Here is a 16,308-nt window from a genome sequence, read left to right on the forward strand (position 1 = left end):
GGAGAGTCTTATGCGCGCCTTGGTCAGAATTGCGTCTTCCGTTGTTATCCTTTTAGCATCAGTCTTTGCTCCACTTTCCCATGCTGAGCCAGATGCCGAGCTCTTTGCTGATACCCGCGCTGCATTGGCGAACTTCCATCGCTTCGAGCAGGTAAAACCTTTCTTTGAAAAAGCTTACGGCTACGCAGTATTTCCTTCCGTCGGCAAAGGCGGATTCTGGATTGGCGGCGCATATGGCAATGGACTGGTTTATCAAGGCAATCAAACGGTTGCTGAAGCCGAGTTGATTCAGGTATCGGTCGGACTGACCTTCGGTGGTCAGGCATTCAGCGAGATACTTTTCTTTGAAGACAAAGAAACCTTCGACAGTTTTATGTCGGGGAGCTTTGAGCTCGGAGCGCAGGCTTCTGCCACCGCTTTAACTGAAGGCGCAGCGGCACATGTCGGCACGACAGGCACCTCTGCCAGTGCAGGTAGTGCGCAATCCAAAGCCTATTACATCAATGGCACCGCCATTTTCACCCAAGCCAAAGGCGGCTTGATGATCGAAGCTGCCTTGGCCGGACAAAAATTCAATATCGAACCGTTAGGGAATTAGGGTAAATCGGCCCTGAGTCCAGGGTCACAAAATACTCACTTCCATCGTTCTCACTAAGCAGGAAACGGCTTACGACTGAATTCTTTACTGCCACACTTAATGCACGGTGTCAGCACAGCCACATGGGTGTGCTCGGTCTGGTGGCCGCATTTCTCACAAATCAAAATGCCGAGCCCCACCACTTCACCCGCATTGTAGACGCCATGATGCTGAATGTCCTGTAACACCTCACGCCACTCCAACTGGGTTTTGTCAGTGATCTCCGCAAGCTGCTCCCACAATGTGTTAGCGATCAAGTCGCGAAACAACTGACCATCATCTTTGTTCTCTTCGGGCTCGTTGTAACGTGCGCCGAATTCCTGCACATCACGTTTGAAATAGGCTTCGATAAGCGCCAGCTCATCTTTGGTCATGTCTGACGCCGCTTTCACGTACTTTTCAGACAAATCCAGCCAACGTTGTAACTCTTCTGGGCTGTGCTTTAGTGCTTCGCTAATCCGTTCGACCAGCACCTTGTACTCCGCTTTTTGCTCTGACATAGGCCACCTCTGCATTCAACTGTTGTTGCGCCTTCTACCTTTAGTTATTCTATGTCGATTATTTTGGTTCATTTTATACCTATCTCACAAATTCCCGGATGTCATCGATGCAAGAACAATACCGTCCACAGGACATCGAGCCTAAAGTTCAGGCCGATTGGGACAACAACAAAACCTTCGTAGTTCAAGAAGACCCAAGCAAAGAAAAGTTTTATTGCCTTTCCATGTTCCCGTACCCAAGCGGTCGACTACACATGGGTCACGTACGTAACTACACCATCGGTGACGTCATCTCCCGCTACCAGCGTTTGCAAGGCAAGAACGTAATGCAACCAATCGGTTGGGATGCGTTTGGTCTGCCGGCAGAAAACGCAGCGGTGAAGAACAAGACTGCGCCAGCACCTTGGACTTACGAAAACATTGAATACATGAAGAACCAGCTGAAACTGCTGGGCTTTGGCTACGACTGGGATCGCGAATTCGCAACCTGTACGCCTGAATACTACCGTTGGGAGCAAGAGTTCTTCACCAAACTCTACGAGAAAGGTTTGGTTTACAAAAAGACCTCTTCGGTTAACTGGTGTCCGAACGACCAAACCGTTCTGGCGAACGAGCAGGTTGAAGACGGTTGCTGCTGGCGTTGTGATACCCCTGTAGAACAAAAAGAAATCCCACAGTGGTTCATTAAAATCACTGCATACGCACAAGAGCTTCTGGATGATCTGGAAACTCTGGATGGTTGGCCTGAGCAGGTTAAAACCATGCAGCGCAACTGGATTGGTCGCTCTGAAGGTGTTGAGCTTAAGTTTGAAGTTGCAGGTGAAAGCGATCTGGAAGTGTATACCACCCGTCCTGACACCCTGATGGGCGTGACTTACGTGGGTATTGCCGCGGGTCATCCTTTGGCAGCGAAAGCAGCTCAAAACAACCCTGAGCTGGCTGCATTCATCGAAGAATGTAAAAACACCAAGGTAGCTGAAGCTGAGCTGGCGACCATGGAGAAAAAGGGTATGGATACTGGCCTGAAGGCAGTCCACCCTCTGAACGGCCGTGAAGTGCCAATCTTCATCGCCAACTTCGTGCTGATGGATTACGGCACAGGCGCAGTCATGGCAGTACCAGGCCACGACCAGCGTGACTTCGAGTTCGCAACCAAATACGGCCTGAACATTGAGCCTGTGATTCTGGCAGAAGACGGCAACGCGCCAGACATTACTGAAGCAGCGCACACTGAGAAAGGTGTTCTGTTCAACTCAGGTGAGTTCGACGGCCTGAGCTTCGAGCAAGCGTTCGATGCGATTGCAGCGAAACTGGAATCAGAAGGTAAAGGTCACAAAACTGTTAACTTCCGTCTGCGCGACTGGGGTGTTTCACGTCAACGCTACTGGGGTTCTCCAATCCCAATGGTCACCACAGAAGACGGCGAAGTGCATCCAGTACCGGCTGACCAATTGCCAGTAATCCTGCCTGAAGATGTTGTGATGGACGGCGTAACCAGCCCAATCAAAGCAGACAAAACGTGGGCAGAAACCACCTACAACGGTCAACCTGCGCTGCGTGAAACAGATACCTTCGACACCTTCATGGAATCGAGCTGGTACTACGCACGCTACTGTTCACCAAAAGCAGACGAAATGCTGGACTCAGAAGCAGCTAACTACTGGCTGCCAGTTGACCAGTACATCGGTGGTATTGAGCATGCGGTAATGCACCTACTGTACTCTCGCTTCTTCCACAAACTGCTACGCGATGCAGGCTACGTGAAGTCTGACGAGCCGTTCAAGCGTCTGCTGTGTCAAGGCATGGTGCTGGCTGATGCGTACTACTACAACAACGACAAAGGCGCGAAAGTTTGGGTTTCTCCAACTGAAGCGACCGTTGAGCGTGACGAGAAAGGCCGCATTACCACTGCAGTAGATACTGAAGGTAACAACCTTGTTCACTCAGGCATGACCAAAATGTCTAAGTCGAAGAACAACGGTATCGACCCACAAGAGATGGTTGATAAGTACGGTGCAGACACCGTGCGTCTGTTCATGATGTTCGCATCACCAGCAGACATGACCCTTGAGTGGCAAGAGTCTGGCGTTGAAGGTGCTAACCGTTTCCTGAAGCGTGTTTGGAAACTGGTATTCGAGCACACTTCAAAAGGTGAAGTGGCTGCGCTGGATACATCAGCACTGAGCGCTGATCAGAAAACACTGCGTCGTGAAGTTCACAAGACTATCGCGAAAGTGGGCGATGATATCGGCCGCCGTCAGACCTTCAACACCGCGATCGCTGCGATCATGGAACTGATGAACCGTCTGACCAAAGCACCTCAAGACACTGATGCAGACCGCGCAATCTTGGACGAAGCAGTGAAAGCGATCGTTGCGATGCTGTACCCAATCACTCCGCACATCAGCACTGAGCTGTGGGCTGCACTGGGTCAAACTGACATCGACAACACGGTATGGCCGGTTGCTGACCAAGACGCCATGGTGGAAGACGAGAAGCTGATCATCGTTCAGGTGAATGGCAAGCTTCGCGCGAAAATCACCGTTGCAGCAGACGCAGCTAAAGAGTCAGTAGAATCGATGGCGTTGAACGACGAGCACGTTGTGAAGCACACCGAGGGTAAAACCGTACGCAAAGTGATTTACGTACCGGGCAAACTGGTTAACATCGTTGCTAACTAATACAGGGAGTATTCGGTGAAATCGATCTTTCGCTCTCTCCGAACCCTGCTAGTTGTGGTGGCCGCTCTGGCCACCGCTTCTTGCGGATTCCACCTTCGTGGCAGCTACAATCTGCCGACGGAGATCCAAACCCTTTCTGTGACAAGTTTTGACCAATACGGCAAACTGACCAGAGAAATGAAATTCCAGCTCCGCCAGCATGACATTCAGCTTGTTCCTCCTGCGGCAACCGTGTCGAACCTCAGACTGAATGGGGAGAGCTACGGTGAAAGTACCCTGTCTTTGTACCAAAACAGCCGCGTGGCAGAGAAACAGTTCGCGTATACCGTCAGCTATTCTGTGACCGTACCGGAAAAGGGCAGTTACAGCTTCTCAACGTCCCTCAGCCGCACATACTTGGATAACCCGCTGACTGCGCTTGCGAAGTCCGTGGAAGAAGAAATGCTGGCGCAAGAGATGCGTGTAGAAGCAACCAAACAAATCATGCGACAGCTTGCCCGTCTGAATGCGCACATCGAAGCCTTTGAGCGTAAAGAGGCAGAAGAAAAAGCACTGCGTGAACTGTATCAGGGTGTGGATGAAGAAAAATCGTCGATGACCATTGAGACCCGTTTCGATGGCAAAGATGACGAAACCCGCGGTAAGCCTCTTTCGAGCTTCACCACCAGCGGTGAAGAAAGCACACAATGAGGATATACCCAGAGCAACTGACACAGCGTCTTAATCAGGGGCTGTGTCAGACCTATCTCATCTTCGGCAACGAGCCGCTGCTGAAAGAAGAATCCAAGCAAAGCATTATTGATGCCGCCCAAAAACAGGGCTTCGATGAGAAGCACCGCTTCGTCATCGATAGCCAGCTTAACTGGCAGGACGTTTACGACGTTTGTCAGGCACTGAGTCTGTTCGCCAGCCGACAAATCATCATTCTGACATTACCTGAAAACCCGCTGACCACGGCTCAAGCGAATGCGCTGAAAGAACTGCAACCTATGCTGCATCAGGATTTGGTTTTGATCCTCGATGGTCCTCGCCTGAACAAAAAGCAGGAATCAGCCAAGTGGTTCACCAGTTTCCAGGCAAACGGTTTGCATGTGCCATGCAACACACCTGATGGCAGACAGCTGCCACGATTCATAGAGAATCGCTGTCACAGTCTGGGACTGCATCCGGATCACGAGTCTGTGATGCTTCTGGCACAATGGCATGAAGGTAACCTTCTGGCACTGTCGCAAAGCCTGATGAAACTTCAACTGCTCTATCCAGACGGTGAACTGACACTGCCAAGGCTTCAGGATGCTTTATCACGTCACAACCACTACACGCCATTCCAGCTCACCGACGCACTGATTGAAGGCAAAGCCAAGCGAGCCGTGCGTATCGTTCGTCAGCTCGAAGCTGAAGGCGTGGAAATCACCATCTTGCTGCGGGTCATCCAGAAAGAACTGATCCAGCTGTGCAAAATGCAGGAGTACGGCGCGTCTGGCATGGGTCTTAGCAAAATTTTTGACCATTTCCGGGTCTGGCAAACTCGCCGCCCTGCGATGACTGCGGCGCTTCACCGTTTGACGTTGCCAACGCTGATGCACCTTCTGCAAAGCCTTGCAGCTATCGAAGTGATGGTGAAAACCGATTTCGACAGCCAACCTTGGCCAGCACTTTCCGCGTTTTGTCTTGAGATGTGTGGTCATCCGCTTTCGCTATCGCCTGTCAACTGACTGTAAAACCGCGACACCGCTGTATTCTATTCATCACAGCCAGTGGTATAATTTTAGATTCGTCTTAGGGGCTGTTGATCTTTGGTGATGGTTTTTGCAGCAGTTTGTGGGGATTTTATGCAAGGCAGAGGTTTCGATGTGTAGCTAGCCTACATGAGAAGCCGATAACGCAGCAGAAATTCCCCACAAACGCTGCCCGAAGGGTTCTGCCCTAAGCGTTTTATGCTTTGTTGAGGTATATTGGCTTAGAATGACTAGGCGGCACACACCTCGCCGCGCCTAAAACTCTTATGGCTAGAACAAAATTCAACCACCAAAGGTCAACAGCCCCTACAAAAGGACTGTCCTGCACTTTTTGCAGAACAATGCACTGAACACCGATAAGGGGAAAACATTGCTTCCGGAACAACTTCAAGACTTTGTTGTCGATAAAGCAGATGATATGAAAGCGGCAGACATCGTCACTCTTGACGTCCGTGAGAAGAGCAGCATTACCGACTTTATGGTGCTATGCACAGGTAACTCCAAGCGCCACGTTTCGTCCATTGCAGAACACGTCGCCGATGAGGCACGCGCGGCCAACGTAGATACTCTGGGTATGGAAGGTGAAAACGAAGGCGAATGGGTTGTACTGGATCTCGGTGATGTGATGCTTCATATCATGCAGGATGAACAACGTCAGTTGTACCAGCTAGAAAAGCTGTGGAACTGACGCAATGAAGTTACAACTGATTGCGGTCGGCACTAAGATGCCGAAATGGGTCGAGGAAGGCTATAAAGAATATAGCCGCCGCTTCCCAAAAGACATGCCACTGGAGCTGGTAGAAATCCCTGCGGGTAAGCGCGGCAAAAATGCCGATATCGCGCGTATTCTGCAAAAAGAAGGGGAAGCCATGTTGGCAGCCGTTCCAAAAGGTAGCCGCATTGTGACGTTGGATATTCCGGGCAAGCGCTGGGACACAGAGCAACTCGCAGAGCAGCTGGAGAGCTGGAAGTTAGATGCTCGAGACGTGTCTATTCTGATTGGAGGCCCTGAAGGTTTGGCACCGGCTTGTAAAGCAGCTGCTGACCAAAGTTGGTCGTTGTCTCCGTTGACACTTCCTCACCCGCTGGTACGTGTGGTGATGGCTGAAAGTCTCTACCGCGCCTGGAGCATAACAGCAAATCACCCTTATCACCGGGAATAATTCATGAAGCACAAGCGTAGTCCTATACGCGATCATCAGGCCGAGTCTTCCCTCTTTTTCCGCCGGGCCGTAGTGGCTTTCGGCGGTATTCTCGTTCTTGTCGGCGTCCTGCTTTTCAACCTGTATAACATTCAGGTAGAAGATCATGATGATTACATCACCCGCTCCAACGACAACCGTATCAAGGTCGTTCCCGTAGCGCCAAACCGTGGATTGGTTTACGACCGCAATGGAAAATTGCTAGCAGAAAACCGCCCTGTTTATGCATTGGAAATCACACCCGAGCAGGTGAAAGACATTCCCGGCATCATTGCCAGCTTGCAGGAATTGCTGCCTATTTCAGAAAACGAAATCCGGGCTTTCGAGCGCGACAAGAAACGTACCCGCCGTTTTAACGCCGTCACACTGAAAAACCAGATGACGGAAGAGGAAGTGGCCATTTTCTCTGCCAACCAACACAAGTTTCCTGGTGTTGAGATCAAAGGTTACTTAAAGCGTTACTATCCTTATGGTGACGCGCTGACACACGTTTTGGGTTATGTGGCAAAAATCAACGATAAAGACATTAACCGTCTTGATCGTGAGGGTGTGCTTAATAACTACAAAGCGACCCGCGATATAGGAAAACTCGGCATAGAGCGCTTCTACGAATCTGAATTACACGGAACCGCCGGTTATCAGGAAGTGGAAGTCAACAGCCGTGGACGCATTATCCGCACGCTAAAGTATGTGCCGCCAGAGCCGGGCAAAGATCTGGTACTTAACCTTGATGTTGACCTGCAGTTGTACATCCGCTCTATCCTCGGCGATCGCCGTGGTGCAGTTGTGGTACTTGATCCTAAAGACTCTTCAGTACTGGCTATGGTATCGACGCCAAGCTATGACCCGAACCTTTTCGTTCACGGTATTTCTGGCAAAAACTACCGCAAATTACTGAATGACAAAAACCGTCCGCTGGTGAATCGCGCCACTTTGGGCATCTATCCCCCCGCATCCACGATTAAGCCTTTCATTGCCGTTGCGGCGCTGGAAGAAAAAGCCATCACGCTGAATACCACGAGAAACGACCCAGGTTACTGGCGTTTACCAAACTCAACCTCACGACCTTTCCGTGACTGGCTCGCATGGGGTCATGGTCGGGTAAATATCGTTCAATCGATTGAAGAGTCGGTGGATACTTTCTTCTATCAAATTGCCTATGACTTGGGCATCGATAAGCTATCTACCTGGATGAGTCGCTTTGGTTTCGGCGATTACACGGGTATTGACATCCATGAAGAAAGCAAAGCCAACATGCCGACCAGAGAGTGGAAAATGGCCCGTCATCGCCAGCCTTGGTACAAGGGTGACACGATCCCAGTCGGCATCGGTCAAGGGTATTGGACGGCTACCCCAATGCAAATCGCTAAAGCAACCTCAGTATTGGTGAACCGTGGTGAAGTAAACCCTCCTCACCTACTCCAACGTATCGAGAACGAAGGTGTCATGGAAATAGCACCATTTTCTCCCTATCCACCGATTGAAAACGTAGATGAGAAATACTGGGATGCCGCTCTAGAAGGAATGCGCCTCGTCAACCATGGCAAAAAAGGGACCGCTCGCCGCGCTTTTGCCAATGCAGAATACGTCACTGGTGGTAAATCAGGTACTGCACAGGTTTTTGGTCTGGGTGAAGACGAAGAGTATAACGCGGATGAAATCGCGGAGCATCTACGTGACCATGCGCTTTATACCGGCTTTGCACCCTTTGAGGATCCGGAAGTGATTGTCTCTATGGTTTTGGAAAATGCCGGTGGTGGCTCCAGTAATGGCGCCCCTATTGCCCGCCGCATCTTCGACCATATGCTGGTTGATGGCTACAAAAACAATAAGAACGCTGATAAGAAGGAGGAGCAAGTCCAATGAGCTTGTTTGCATCCACGGGTCAGAAGAAGACTGTGTTTGAGCGGTTGCACATAGACTTGCCTCTTTTGCTTGGTATCCTGGCTCTGATGGGCTTTGGCCTCATAGTGATGTGGAGTGCCAGTGGCCAGAGCATTGCTATGATGGAGCGTCAGGTTTTCCGGATCTTTCTTTCGTTGGGAGTGATGTTTTTCCTCGCTCAAATCTCTCCGCGGCATTATGAGTTTTGGGCGCCCTATCTCTACGTAACAGGGCTGTTGATGCTGATAGCTGTATTGCTGTTCGGTGAAACCGCCAAAGGTGCTCAACGGTGGCTGGACTTAGGAGTCATTACTTTTCAGCCTTCTGAATTGATTAAGTTAGCGGTCCCTTTGATGGTCGCGCGCTTTATCGGCAAAGAGCCGTTGCCACCGCGTTTCCAGACGTTGGTAATTGGTCTAGTCATGGTGTTTGTGCCGACTATTCTCATCGCTAAGCAACCCGATCTCGGCACCTCTATTCTGATCGCGGCTTCCGGTATTTTTGTTTTGTTTCTATCAGGCATCAGTTGGCGAATCATCTTAGGGGCTGTTACTTTGGTAGCGGCTTTCATCCCAGTACTTTGGTTCTTCCTGATGCGCGAATACCAGCGAGTCCGCGTTCGCACCCTGTTTGATCCGGAATCCGACCCATTAGGCGCGGGTTACCACATCATCCAGTCAAAAATTGCCATTGGTTCCGGTGGAATTGGCGGTAAAGGGTGGCTTCAGGGCACACAATCTCAGTTGGAGTTCCTGCCAGAACGCCATACCGACTTTATCTTCGCCGTCATTGCTGAAGAATGGGGCATGATTGGTATCTCATGTTTGCTAGCACTTTACCTTTTCATCATCGGCCGCGGCCTGTTAATAGCCAGCCGCGCGCAAACGGCGTTTGGTCGTATGATGGCAGGCAGCATAGTACTTAGTTTCTTCGTTTATGTCTTTGTTAACATTGGCATGGTAAGTGGCATATTACCTGTCGTTGGTGTTCCCCTACCTCTTGTCAGCTATGGCGGTACCTCCATGGTGACTCTAATGGCAGGTTTCGGCATCTTAATGTCTATTCACACCCATAGAAAAATGCTTTCTAAGGCCCTGTAATGAAAAAAGTTTTTCTGATTACCGCTCTCATTCTTTCCGGCTGTGCCACACAAAATGATGACCGCTACAGCCTGGAACATGACAAAGCACCGGAAGCCATTCCTACGCTGGATCATGTCGAAGATGCACAGCCACGATACGAGCCTTACAGCCGAGCGGGTAACAAGGACTACACCGTCCGCGGTGAAAGTTATCAAGTGATGACAAACCCTGAGAGTTACAACGGGGAGGGCATTGCTTCATGGTATGGTAAGAAGTTCCATGGTCACAAAACCTCAAATGGCGAGATTTATGACATGTTCTCTATGTCTGCGGCTCATAAAACACTGCCACTACCTAGTTATGTGGAAGTAGAAAACACTGCCAACGGCAAAAAAGCGATTGTTCGCGTCAATGACCGCGGTCCTTTTCACGAAGGGCGAATCATTGACCTGAGCTATGCCGCAGCATCCAAACTCGACATCCTCAAAACCGGGACAGCCCCTGTAAAAGTGACACTACTCAAGGTTGACAAACCTCAGGACAATAATGAGTGGCAAGGAGCCCGCCTTAACCGCTATTTTGTACAACTGGTAGCGATATCCAGTCGGGACAAAGCGGAGAAGGCCGCGGACACATTCAAGAAGCAATTCGAGTTGCCAACAGATATCAACCAGTCCGGCAGTGTTTATCGCGTGCGTTTAGGGCCATTCTATGACTACGACCAAACACAAAAAGCCGCATTGCTTGCCAGAGAACAGCAAATAAATGAGGCATTCGTCGTTGTTGAGCCAATTGCTGATGAACCGGGCAAGAATTCGGGTGTCAGTAATTAGGGTCTGTTGGCCTTTGGTGATAATTTTTGCAGCAGTTTGTGGTGGCTTTATTCAAGGCAGAAGCTTCGATGTGTAGCTCGCCTACATGAGAAGCTGATAACGCAGAAGAAAGTTGCCACAAACGCTGCCCAAAGGGTTCTGCTAAAAGCGTTTTATGCTTTGTTTAGGTGTGTTTGCTTAGAATGACTAGGCTGCACACACCTCGCCGCGCCTAAAACGCTTTTCGCTAGAACAAAATTTCACCACCAAAGGTCAACAGACCCTATAAAGTTGTTGTAACCCTGTCTGACACTGCACAGGCTATCTGTTATAGTGTCGGCAGTTTTTTGACTGAAGAAATACCAAGTAAGTACCTAAATCTATGAAAAAATCACCCTCATTGTTGCGCTCTTTAGTCTTATCGACTGCTGTATTTTCTTCTGCTGCAGCCGTTGCAGCCCCAACCGTCGTCCCGGATGCGCCTCAAATCGCGGCAAAAGGGTACGTACTGATGGATTACAACTCGGGTAAGATCCTGGCGGAAAACAACGCCTACGAACGTCTTAACCCGGCCAGCCTGACCAAAATGATGACCAGCTATGTGATCGGTCAGGAAGTTGAACGCGGCAACATCAGCCTTGATGATGATGTCGTTATCAGCAAAAACGCCTGGGCGAAAAACTTCCCTGGCAGCTCGAAGATGTTCATCGAAGTCGGCACCACGGTAAAAGTGGAAGACCTGAATCGCGGTATCATCATCCAATCTGGTAATGATGCTTGTGTGGCAATGGCTGAGCACATTGCAGGTTCTGAAGACTCGTTTGTCGACCTGATGAATGGTTGGGCGAAAACCCTGGGTATGAATGACACCAAGTTTTCGAACTCCCATGGTCTAGATGATGATGACCTCTACACCACGCCTTATGACATGGCGCTGTTAGGTCAGGCATTGATCCGAGACGTGCCGGACGAGTACCGCATTTACAACGAGAAGTCTTACACCTATAACGGCATTACCCAGTACAACCGTAACGGCCTGCTATGGGACAAGAGCATGAACGTGGACGGCATCAAAACCGGCCACACTGACAAAGCAGGCTACAGCCTGGTCAGTTCAGCAACCGAAGGTGACATGCGTCTGGTTGCGGTTGTCATGGGCACCAACAGTGCAAACGCACGTAAGGCTGAAAGTAAGAAACTGCTGAACTACGGCTTCCGTTTCTTCGAAACCGTCGCACCACACAAAGCGAACGAAACCTTCGTGACTGAGAAAGTGTGGATGGGCGACACCGACCAAGTTGCACTGGGCGTTTCTAAAGACACCTACGTGACCCTGCCACGCGGTAAGGCAAAAGACTTGGAAGCAAGCTTTGTACTTGAGAAAACACTGGAAGCACCAATCGCGAAAGGCGATGTTGTTGGTAAGCTTTACTACCAGGTTGACGGTGAAGACATCGCGGAATACCCATTGGTAGCATTGAATGATGTGCAGGAAGGTGGCTTGTTCAGCCGTCTGATGGACTACATCATCATGTTCTTCAAGAACTTGTTCTAAGACTCAAGATATGACTTTCAGGGGCAACCAATGGCTGCCCTTTTTATTTCCCTTCTCGGCCCCATATATACTCAGACGACCTGACGATGCTAGCTTAATCCGGCACCTTAAGGTTGTTTCGGTACAAGAAAAAGTCACCAACTTGTTTTCTCAACACAGGACGATTACTATTCGTTCCCAACAAATTGCGTGATCATCTGCACATATATTTTGGGTCAACAGAGAAAGATCTGTAACCAATTCTGGAGTTATAAATGCAAGAGCAACCAAAACTAAAAGACCTGCTGGAATTCCCGTGTAAGTTCACTTACAAGGTCATGGGATACGCGAAGCCAGAGCTGACAGATCTGGTTTTGGAAGTGATCCAGCGCCACGCGCCGGGCGATTACAGCCCAAGCGTTAAGCCAAGCGGCAAAGGCACTTACAACGCAGTTTCAGTCACCATTACAGCCACTTCTATCGAACAAGTTGAAACGCTGTACAAAGAACTGGGTGACATTGAAATCGTGCGTATGGTTCTGTAATCCGCTATCAGACCAAAGAACCACAATACCCATACGATTAGGCGGCTGTTATTTCAGCCGTCTGTCATTATAATGTCGTGACTGAGACAACTCACCCCACAACATTCAATCCTAGTAGGTATACATTGCAGCAGAACCGCCTCATTATCAGACAACTCGGATTGCGTCCTTACGAACCTACGTGGAAAGACATGCATGCTTTCACTGACGAACGTAACGCCGATACAACTGACGAAATCTGGCTGGTAGAGCACGAACCTGTGTTTACCCAAGGACAGGCGGGAAAAGCTGAACACTTGTTAGCAACGGGGGATATCCCGGTAGTACAGAGTGATCGTGGTGGCCAGGTGACTTACCATGGTCCAGGCCAGCAGGTGGCCTACTTCCTGATCGATCTGAAACGCAAAAAGCTGGGTGTGCGAGAGCTGGTCACTTCGATTGAGAATATTGTGATCGACACGCTCGCTCATTACGGTATTGAATCCCGTGCGCGTCCTGATGCGCCGGGCGTGTATGTGGGTAACGACAAAATTTGCTCGCTGGGTCTTCGTATCCGCCGAGGCTGCTCTTTCCATGGGCTGGCGCTTAACGTCAATATGGACTTGTCTCCTTTCCTTCGTATCAACCCTTGCGGTTATGAAGGCATGGCAATGACACAAACCGTCGATTTAGGGGGCCCGGCATCACTGGCCGAGCTATACCCTGTGTTAGTAGAAAAACTGACTTCGCATCTGGGCTATGATCAGGTCGAGTCCCTAACAGAAAGCAATCAACTATGAGCAAACCGATCCAGATGGAACGCGGTGTTAAGTACCGCGACGCAGACAAAATGGCGCTCATCCCGGTCAAGAACATGCCGACCGAACAAAAAGAGATGCTGCGCAAACCTGAGTGGATGAAGATCAAGCTGCCTGCGGACAGCAAGCGTATCCAAGACATCAAGTCTGCGCTTCGCAAAAACAATCTGCATTCGGTATGCGAAGAAGCGTCCTGCCCTAACCTGGCGGAATGTTTCAACCACGGCACCGCGACCTTCATGATTCTGGGCGCGATTTGTACCCGTCGCTGTCCGTTCTGCGATGTGGCACACGGCCGTCCAAATCAGCCTGATGAAAATGAGCCAGCAAAACTGGCAAAAACCATCAGCGACATGAAGCTGAAATACGTGGTTGTCACTTCAGTAGACCGTGATGATCTTCGTGATGGTGGCGCAAAACACTTTGCTGACTGTACCCGCGAAATCCGTGCGCTTAACCCAGAAATCCGCATCGAAACACTGGTGCCTGACTTCCGTGGCCGCATGGATACCGCGCTGGAATTGCTGAAAGACAATCCACCAGATGTGTTTAACCACAATCTGGAAACCGCACCACGCCTATACCGTAAAGCGCGTCCGGGTGCGAACTACAAATGGTCTCTGGAGCTGCTGAAGAAATTCGGCGAGATGCATCCAAACGTCCCAACCAAATCCGGTCTGATGATGGGTCTGGGTGAGACCAAAGAAGAGATCATCGAAGTACTGAAAGATCTGCGCGCACACGGTGTGACTATGCTGACACTGGGCCAGTATTTGGCACCAAGCCGTCACCACCTGCCGGTTGAGCGCTACGTGCCGCCAGAAGAGTTTGATGAACTGAAAGAGATTGCGCTGGAGCTGGGCTTTACTCACGCAGCCTGTGGTCCTTTCGTGCGTTCTTCTTACCATGCAGACCTGCAAGCGCAAGGTGTGGAAATCAAGTAAGCGCTGACGCGAAACCAAATACGAAAACGCCGAGCATTACTCGGCGTTTTTTGTTTCTGGTCGTCGAAGCTTGTTTACTTTGGGAAGAGGTAAATCTCGTGGTGCTCTAAATAGGTTTTGGACAATTCTGAGTTATGAATTGCACCCGTAGCAGCTCACTTCGGATAAGTTGAGTTTGGGCAAAGAATGGATTAGAGGGGTCGGCTGCGCAAAACTTATTCTTATTTGTTAGGCTTAACGTTGGCCATTTATCTGCCTTGCAAAATCTGCGTGAAAGCTGATTAGCTCAATACCATCAATTGCTTTTATTGATGCATTGTTGCTTTCATCAGTACAGAAAGGTGGGTAAGCGAATAGCAGCTGACCAACCTTTAGCTCCAAATCGCTTGGAATATTCAATCTTTCAATTGGGTCCTCGTCTACCCAAGTCAAAAACTGCTCCCAGGTACAACCAAATTCATCAATCTCACCAGTTTCAGCATTCAACTTTACTACCAAGGTATCTCGAATAAGGAATTGGTCGCCAAAGCAATCCTGAGCAATCGGAAAATCGCTTGCTTTAACTTCTCGATACAAGTTGTGGAAAGCAAATTCACCTTCCAAAAAGGTATTAACATTTAACAAGCGTTCTTGTGCATCATGAGAGCGAACCTGTAGACCACCTGAATATAATATTTTCATAGTTTCCTCAATAAGCCTAACGCCAACTTAACCTAGATAACCAGATTAGTCGCATAACCGAATATCTGTTTTTGTTACTCTAATATCTTCACCAGAACCAGTTTCAACTATGTACACTACTTGGGCGACATCCAAATCATAAGATATGACCGCCCCCTCTGTTCCAGCATGCTTCCCTGACAACACTAGAACTGCATCGTTTATAACAAATGGGACATCAAGGGTTCTTTTCCCAGAATAGAAAGCGTCTTCGATTAAGCTTTGGTCTAACATCCAACCTTGCTACCTATTTAAAGAAACATAACGTTTCGGATAACGGACGCCATCAACCACTCACACTACTTTAACCCACTATATTCAAGCTGTTTTAACAAGCCAGCGGCACGAAAAAGCGTCCCATTCATGCGCTTATTATGTGCCCCTTGCTATCACACGGCAGCACTTTTGTTACTTTACCACTAAATGCCTTAAATTCACCGCCTAAGCCATTTGCAGGATCTATTTCAACTAAAATAGGAGTAAAACCTCGCTCATTAGTTGGTAATATCTCAAACTCTAAAGATAAAATGGCGTTTTGATGATCAAATCCGATTAACTCAGAATCATATATATCTTCGAATCGAAATGTGATCAGGTTATGTTTAATTAGCTCATAATAGCCGTTTGACTTCACGCTCGATGTCATTTCAAAACAGTGCACAGTAAATTCCATATAAGGACAGGTATAACCTTCTTCTTCCTTGTAATACGAGTTTAAAGCAACACTTTTTATTTCAGCATCATGAAAAGATGGCCAATAGCCATAGATTTCTTCAACTGAATTATAATTCTCAAGATACTCTGATAATTTCATAAGGGTAGCTAACAACTTATTAGCGGACATAAAGCCCGTTTAGTCCAAAACCGAGACGCCCGATTAGTCCGCGTACACTTAAGACACTTTATCATATAGCTTAGTAGAATTAGTGGATTAACTTACTGGCTTGTGGGCCAAAAATGAGAAGCCGGGCGTCTCGAGTTTAAAGCGTTCACATTTTTACTATATACATATCCCTGTATTTTTATGCATAGGGAATGCATTAGAAAAATTTGGCCATTGTACGTCGATTCAAGTGCTGGATTGTTCGAAACACTAACTCACTTTGGGGCGTGCGACGTGAAGTCGTATGAAGCGCTGTTCACCGCTTAACGAGTGAACCATCTGTATCACCAGATGAACCTAGGAGCCTGAATAAAGTAGCGGCTCTGACAATGTAACGAAGAGTGGTCA

At 48.9% G+C, this 16,308-nt stretch carries 17 protein-coding genes; 13 read left to right on the forward strand and 4 right to left on the reverse strand.

What is annotated here, in order from left to right:
* The first annotated feature begins 10 nt into the window (after nucleotides 1-10).
* A complete protein-coding gene (locus GMA8713_RS17725; RefSeq protein WP_062712766.1) occupies nucleotides 11-598 on the forward strand; it encodes a lipid-binding SYLF domain-containing protein in 588 nt (195 codons plus the stop codon).
* A 53-nt stretch (nucleotides 599-651) separates the two neighbouring features.
* On the opposite strand, the gene GMA8713_RS17730 is transcribed toward GMA8713_RS17725, so the two are convergent.
* Nucleotides 652-1,137 (reverse strand): zinc ribbon-containing protein, encoded by a 486-nt coding sequence (locus tag GMA8713_RS17730; protein WP_062712768.1) that lies wholly within the window; start codon nucleotides 1,135-1,137, stop codon nucleotides 652-654.
* A gap of 107 nt (nucleotides 1,138-1,244) precedes the next feature.
* On the opposite strand from GMA8713_RS17730, the gene leuS reads away from it, so the two are divergent.
* The 12 genes from leuS (at nucleotide 1,245) to lipA (ending at nucleotide 14,357) form a co-directional block, all read left to right on the forward strand.
* The gene (gene leuS / locus GMA8713_RS17735; protein ID WP_062712771.1) at nucleotides 1,245-3,818 is read left to right on the forward strand and encodes a leucine--tRNA ligase; all 2,574 of its coding nucleotides are present in this window, start codon (nucleotides 1,245-1,247) and stop codon (nucleotides 3,816-3,818) included.
* 15 nt (nucleotides 3,819-3,833) lie between these two features.
* Entirely contained in the window at nucleotides 3,834-4,508 is a 675-nt protein-coding gene (locus GMA8713_RS17740) for an LPS-assembly lipoprotein LptE (RefSeq protein ID WP_062712772.1), read from the forward strand.
* Nucleotides 4,505-5,533, forward strand: a complete 1,029-nt coding sequence (holA, locus tag GMA8713_RS17745) for a DNA polymerase III subunit delta (RefSeq protein ID WP_062712774.1) — start codon at nucleotides 4,505-4,507, stop codon at nucleotides 5,531-5,533. The genes GMA8713_RS17740 and holA overlap by 4 nt, the downstream gene beginning before the upstream one ends.
* A 394-nt stretch (nucleotides 5,534-5,927) precedes the next feature.
* Nucleotides 5,928-6,245, forward strand: coding sequence for a ribosome silencing factor (gene rsfS, locus GMA8713_RS17750; protein ID WP_062712797.1), 318 nt, complete (start codon nucleotides 5,928-5,930; stop codon nucleotides 6,243-6,245).
* 4 nt (nucleotides 6,246-6,249) lie between these two features.
* Complete coding sequence (rlmH, locus tag GMA8713_RS17755; protein ID WP_062712776.1) at nucleotides 6,250-6,720, forward strand: 23S rRNA (pseudouridine(1915)-N(3))-methyltransferase RlmH; 471 nt, start codon at nucleotides 6,250-6,252, stop codon at nucleotides 6,718-6,720.
* A gap of 3 nt (nucleotides 6,721-6,723) precedes the next feature.
* Complete coding sequence (gene mrdA / locus GMA8713_RS17760) at nucleotides 6,724-8,625, forward strand: penicillin-binding protein 2 (protein WP_062712778.1); 1,902 nt, start codon at nucleotides 6,724-6,726, stop codon at nucleotides 8,623-8,625.
* Nucleotides 8,622-9,743, forward strand: coding sequence for a peptidoglycan glycosyltransferase MrdB (gene mrdB / locus GMA8713_RS17765; RefSeq protein WP_062712780.1), 1,122 nt, complete (start codon nucleotides 8,622-8,624; stop codon nucleotides 9,741-9,743). The genes mrdA and mrdB overlap by 4 nt, the downstream gene beginning before the upstream one ends.
* Complete coding sequence (locus GMA8713_RS17770; protein WP_062712782.1) at nucleotides 9,743-10,558, forward strand: septal ring lytic transglycosylase RlpA family protein; 816 nt, start codon at nucleotides 9,743-9,745, stop codon at nucleotides 10,556-10,558. The genes mrdB and GMA8713_RS17770 overlap by 1 nt, the downstream gene beginning before the upstream one ends.
* A gap of 361 nt (nucleotides 10,559-10,919) precedes the next feature.
* Nucleotides 10,920-12,092, forward strand: coding sequence for a serine hydrolase (locus tag GMA8713_RS17775; RefSeq protein ID WP_062712784.1), 1,173 nt, complete (start codon nucleotides 10,920-10,922; stop codon nucleotides 12,090-12,092).
* 254 nt (nucleotides 12,093-12,346) lie between these two features.
* Complete coding sequence (ybeD, locus tag GMA8713_RS17780) at nucleotides 12,347-12,616, forward strand: DUF493 family protein YbeD (protein ID WP_002542316.1); 270 nt, start codon at nucleotides 12,347-12,349, stop codon at nucleotides 12,614-12,616.
* 125 nt (nucleotides 12,617-12,741) lie between these two features.
* Nucleotides 12,742-13,395, forward strand: coding sequence for a lipoyl(octanoyl) transferase LipB (gene lipB / locus GMA8713_RS17785; RefSeq protein WP_062712785.1), 654 nt, complete (start codon nucleotides 12,742-12,744; stop codon nucleotides 13,393-13,395).
* Complete coding sequence (gene lipA, locus GMA8713_RS17790) at nucleotides 13,392-14,357, forward strand: lipoyl synthase (RefSeq protein WP_046307631.1); 966 nt, start codon at nucleotides 13,392-13,394, stop codon at nucleotides 14,355-14,357. The genes lipB and lipA overlap by 4 nt, the downstream gene beginning before the upstream one ends.
* A 234-nt stretch (nucleotides 14,358-14,591) precedes the next feature.
* Here lipA and GMA8713_RS17795 read toward each other — a convergent pair whose 3' ends face one another.
* From GMA8713_RS17795 to GMA8713_RS17805, 3 genes are all read right to left on the reverse strand, one after another.
* Nucleotides 14,592-15,038, reverse strand: a complete 447-nt coding sequence (locus GMA8713_RS17795; protein ID WP_062712787.1) for a hypothetical protein — start codon at nucleotides 15,036-15,038, stop codon at nucleotides 14,592-14,594.
* Nucleotides 15,039-15,083: 45 nt separating this feature from the next.
* A complete protein-coding gene (locus GMA8713_RS17800) occupies nucleotides 15,084-15,311 on the reverse strand; it encodes a KOW motif-containing protein (RefSeq protein ID WP_062712789.1) in 228 nt (75 codons plus the stop codon).
* A 127-nt stretch (nucleotides 15,312-15,438) separates the two neighbouring features.
* Complete coding sequence (locus GMA8713_RS17805) at nucleotides 15,439-15,891, reverse strand: Imm50 family immunity protein (protein ID WP_198159535.1); 453 nt, start codon at nucleotides 15,889-15,891, stop codon at nucleotides 15,439-15,441.
* Nucleotides 15,892-16,308: the final 417 nt, after the last annotated feature.

This window comes from Grimontia marina (assembly GCF_900060185.1).
Lineage (GTDB): Bacteria > Pseudomonadota > Gammaproteobacteria > Enterobacterales > Vibrionaceae > Enterovibrio > Enterovibrio marinus.

Excerpts from the sequence above, each read along its gene's own strand:
- ybeD (WP_002542316.1), top strand. The coding sequence starts at position 12,347 with ATGCAAGAGCAACCAAAACTAAAAGACCTGCTGGAATTCCCGTGTAAG.
- leuS (WP_062712771.1), top strand. The coding sequence starts at position 1,245 with ATGCAAGAACAATACCGTCCACAGGACATCGAGCCTAAAGTTCAGGCC.
- GMA8713_RS17775 (WP_062712784.1), top strand. The coding sequence starts at position 10,920 with ATGAAAAAATCACCCTCATTGTTGCGCTCTTTAGTCTTATCGACTGCT.
- GMA8713_RS17725 (WP_062712766.1), top strand. The coding sequence starts at position 11 with ATGCGCGCCTTGGTCAGAATTGCGTCTTCCGTTGTTATCCTTTTAGCA.
- mrdB (WP_062712780.1), top strand. The coding sequence starts at position 8,622 with ATGAGCTTGTTTGCATCCACGGGTCAGAAGAAGACTGTGTTTGAGCGG.
- GMA8713_RS17805 (WP_198159535.1), bottom strand. The coding sequence starts at position 15,891 with ATGAAATTATCAGAGTATCTTGAGAATTATAATTCAGTTGAAGAAATC.
- holA (WP_062712774.1), top strand. The coding sequence starts at position 4,505 with ATGAGGATATACCCAGAGCAACTGACACAGCGTCTTAATCAGGGGCTG.
- GMA8713_RS17795 (WP_062712787.1), bottom strand. The coding sequence starts at position 15,038 with ATGAAAATATTATATTCAGGTGGTCTACAGGTTCGCTCTCATGATGCA.
- lipA (WP_046307631.1), top strand. The coding sequence starts at position 13,392 with ATGAGCAAACCGATCCAGATGGAACGCGGTGTTAAGTACCGCGACGCA.
- mrdA (WP_062712778.1), top strand. The coding sequence starts at position 6,724 with ATGAAGCACAAGCGTAGTCCTATACGCGATCATCAGGCCGAGTCTTCC.
- rlmH (WP_062712776.1), top strand. The coding sequence starts at position 6,250 with ATGAAGTTACAACTGATTGCGGTCGGCACTAAGATGCCGAAATGGGTC.
- GMA8713_RS17800 (WP_062712789.1), bottom strand. The coding sequence starts at position 15,311 with ATGTTAGACCAAAGCTTAATCGAAGACGCTTTCTATTCTGGGAAAAGA.
- GMA8713_RS17730 (WP_062712768.1), bottom strand. The coding sequence starts at position 1,137 with ATGTCAGAGCAAAAAGCGGAGTACAAGGTGCTGGTCGAACGGATTAGC.
- GMA8713_RS17770 (WP_062712782.1), top strand. The coding sequence starts at position 9,743 with ATGAAAAAAGTTTTTCTGATTACCGCTCTCATTCTTTCCGGCTGTGCC.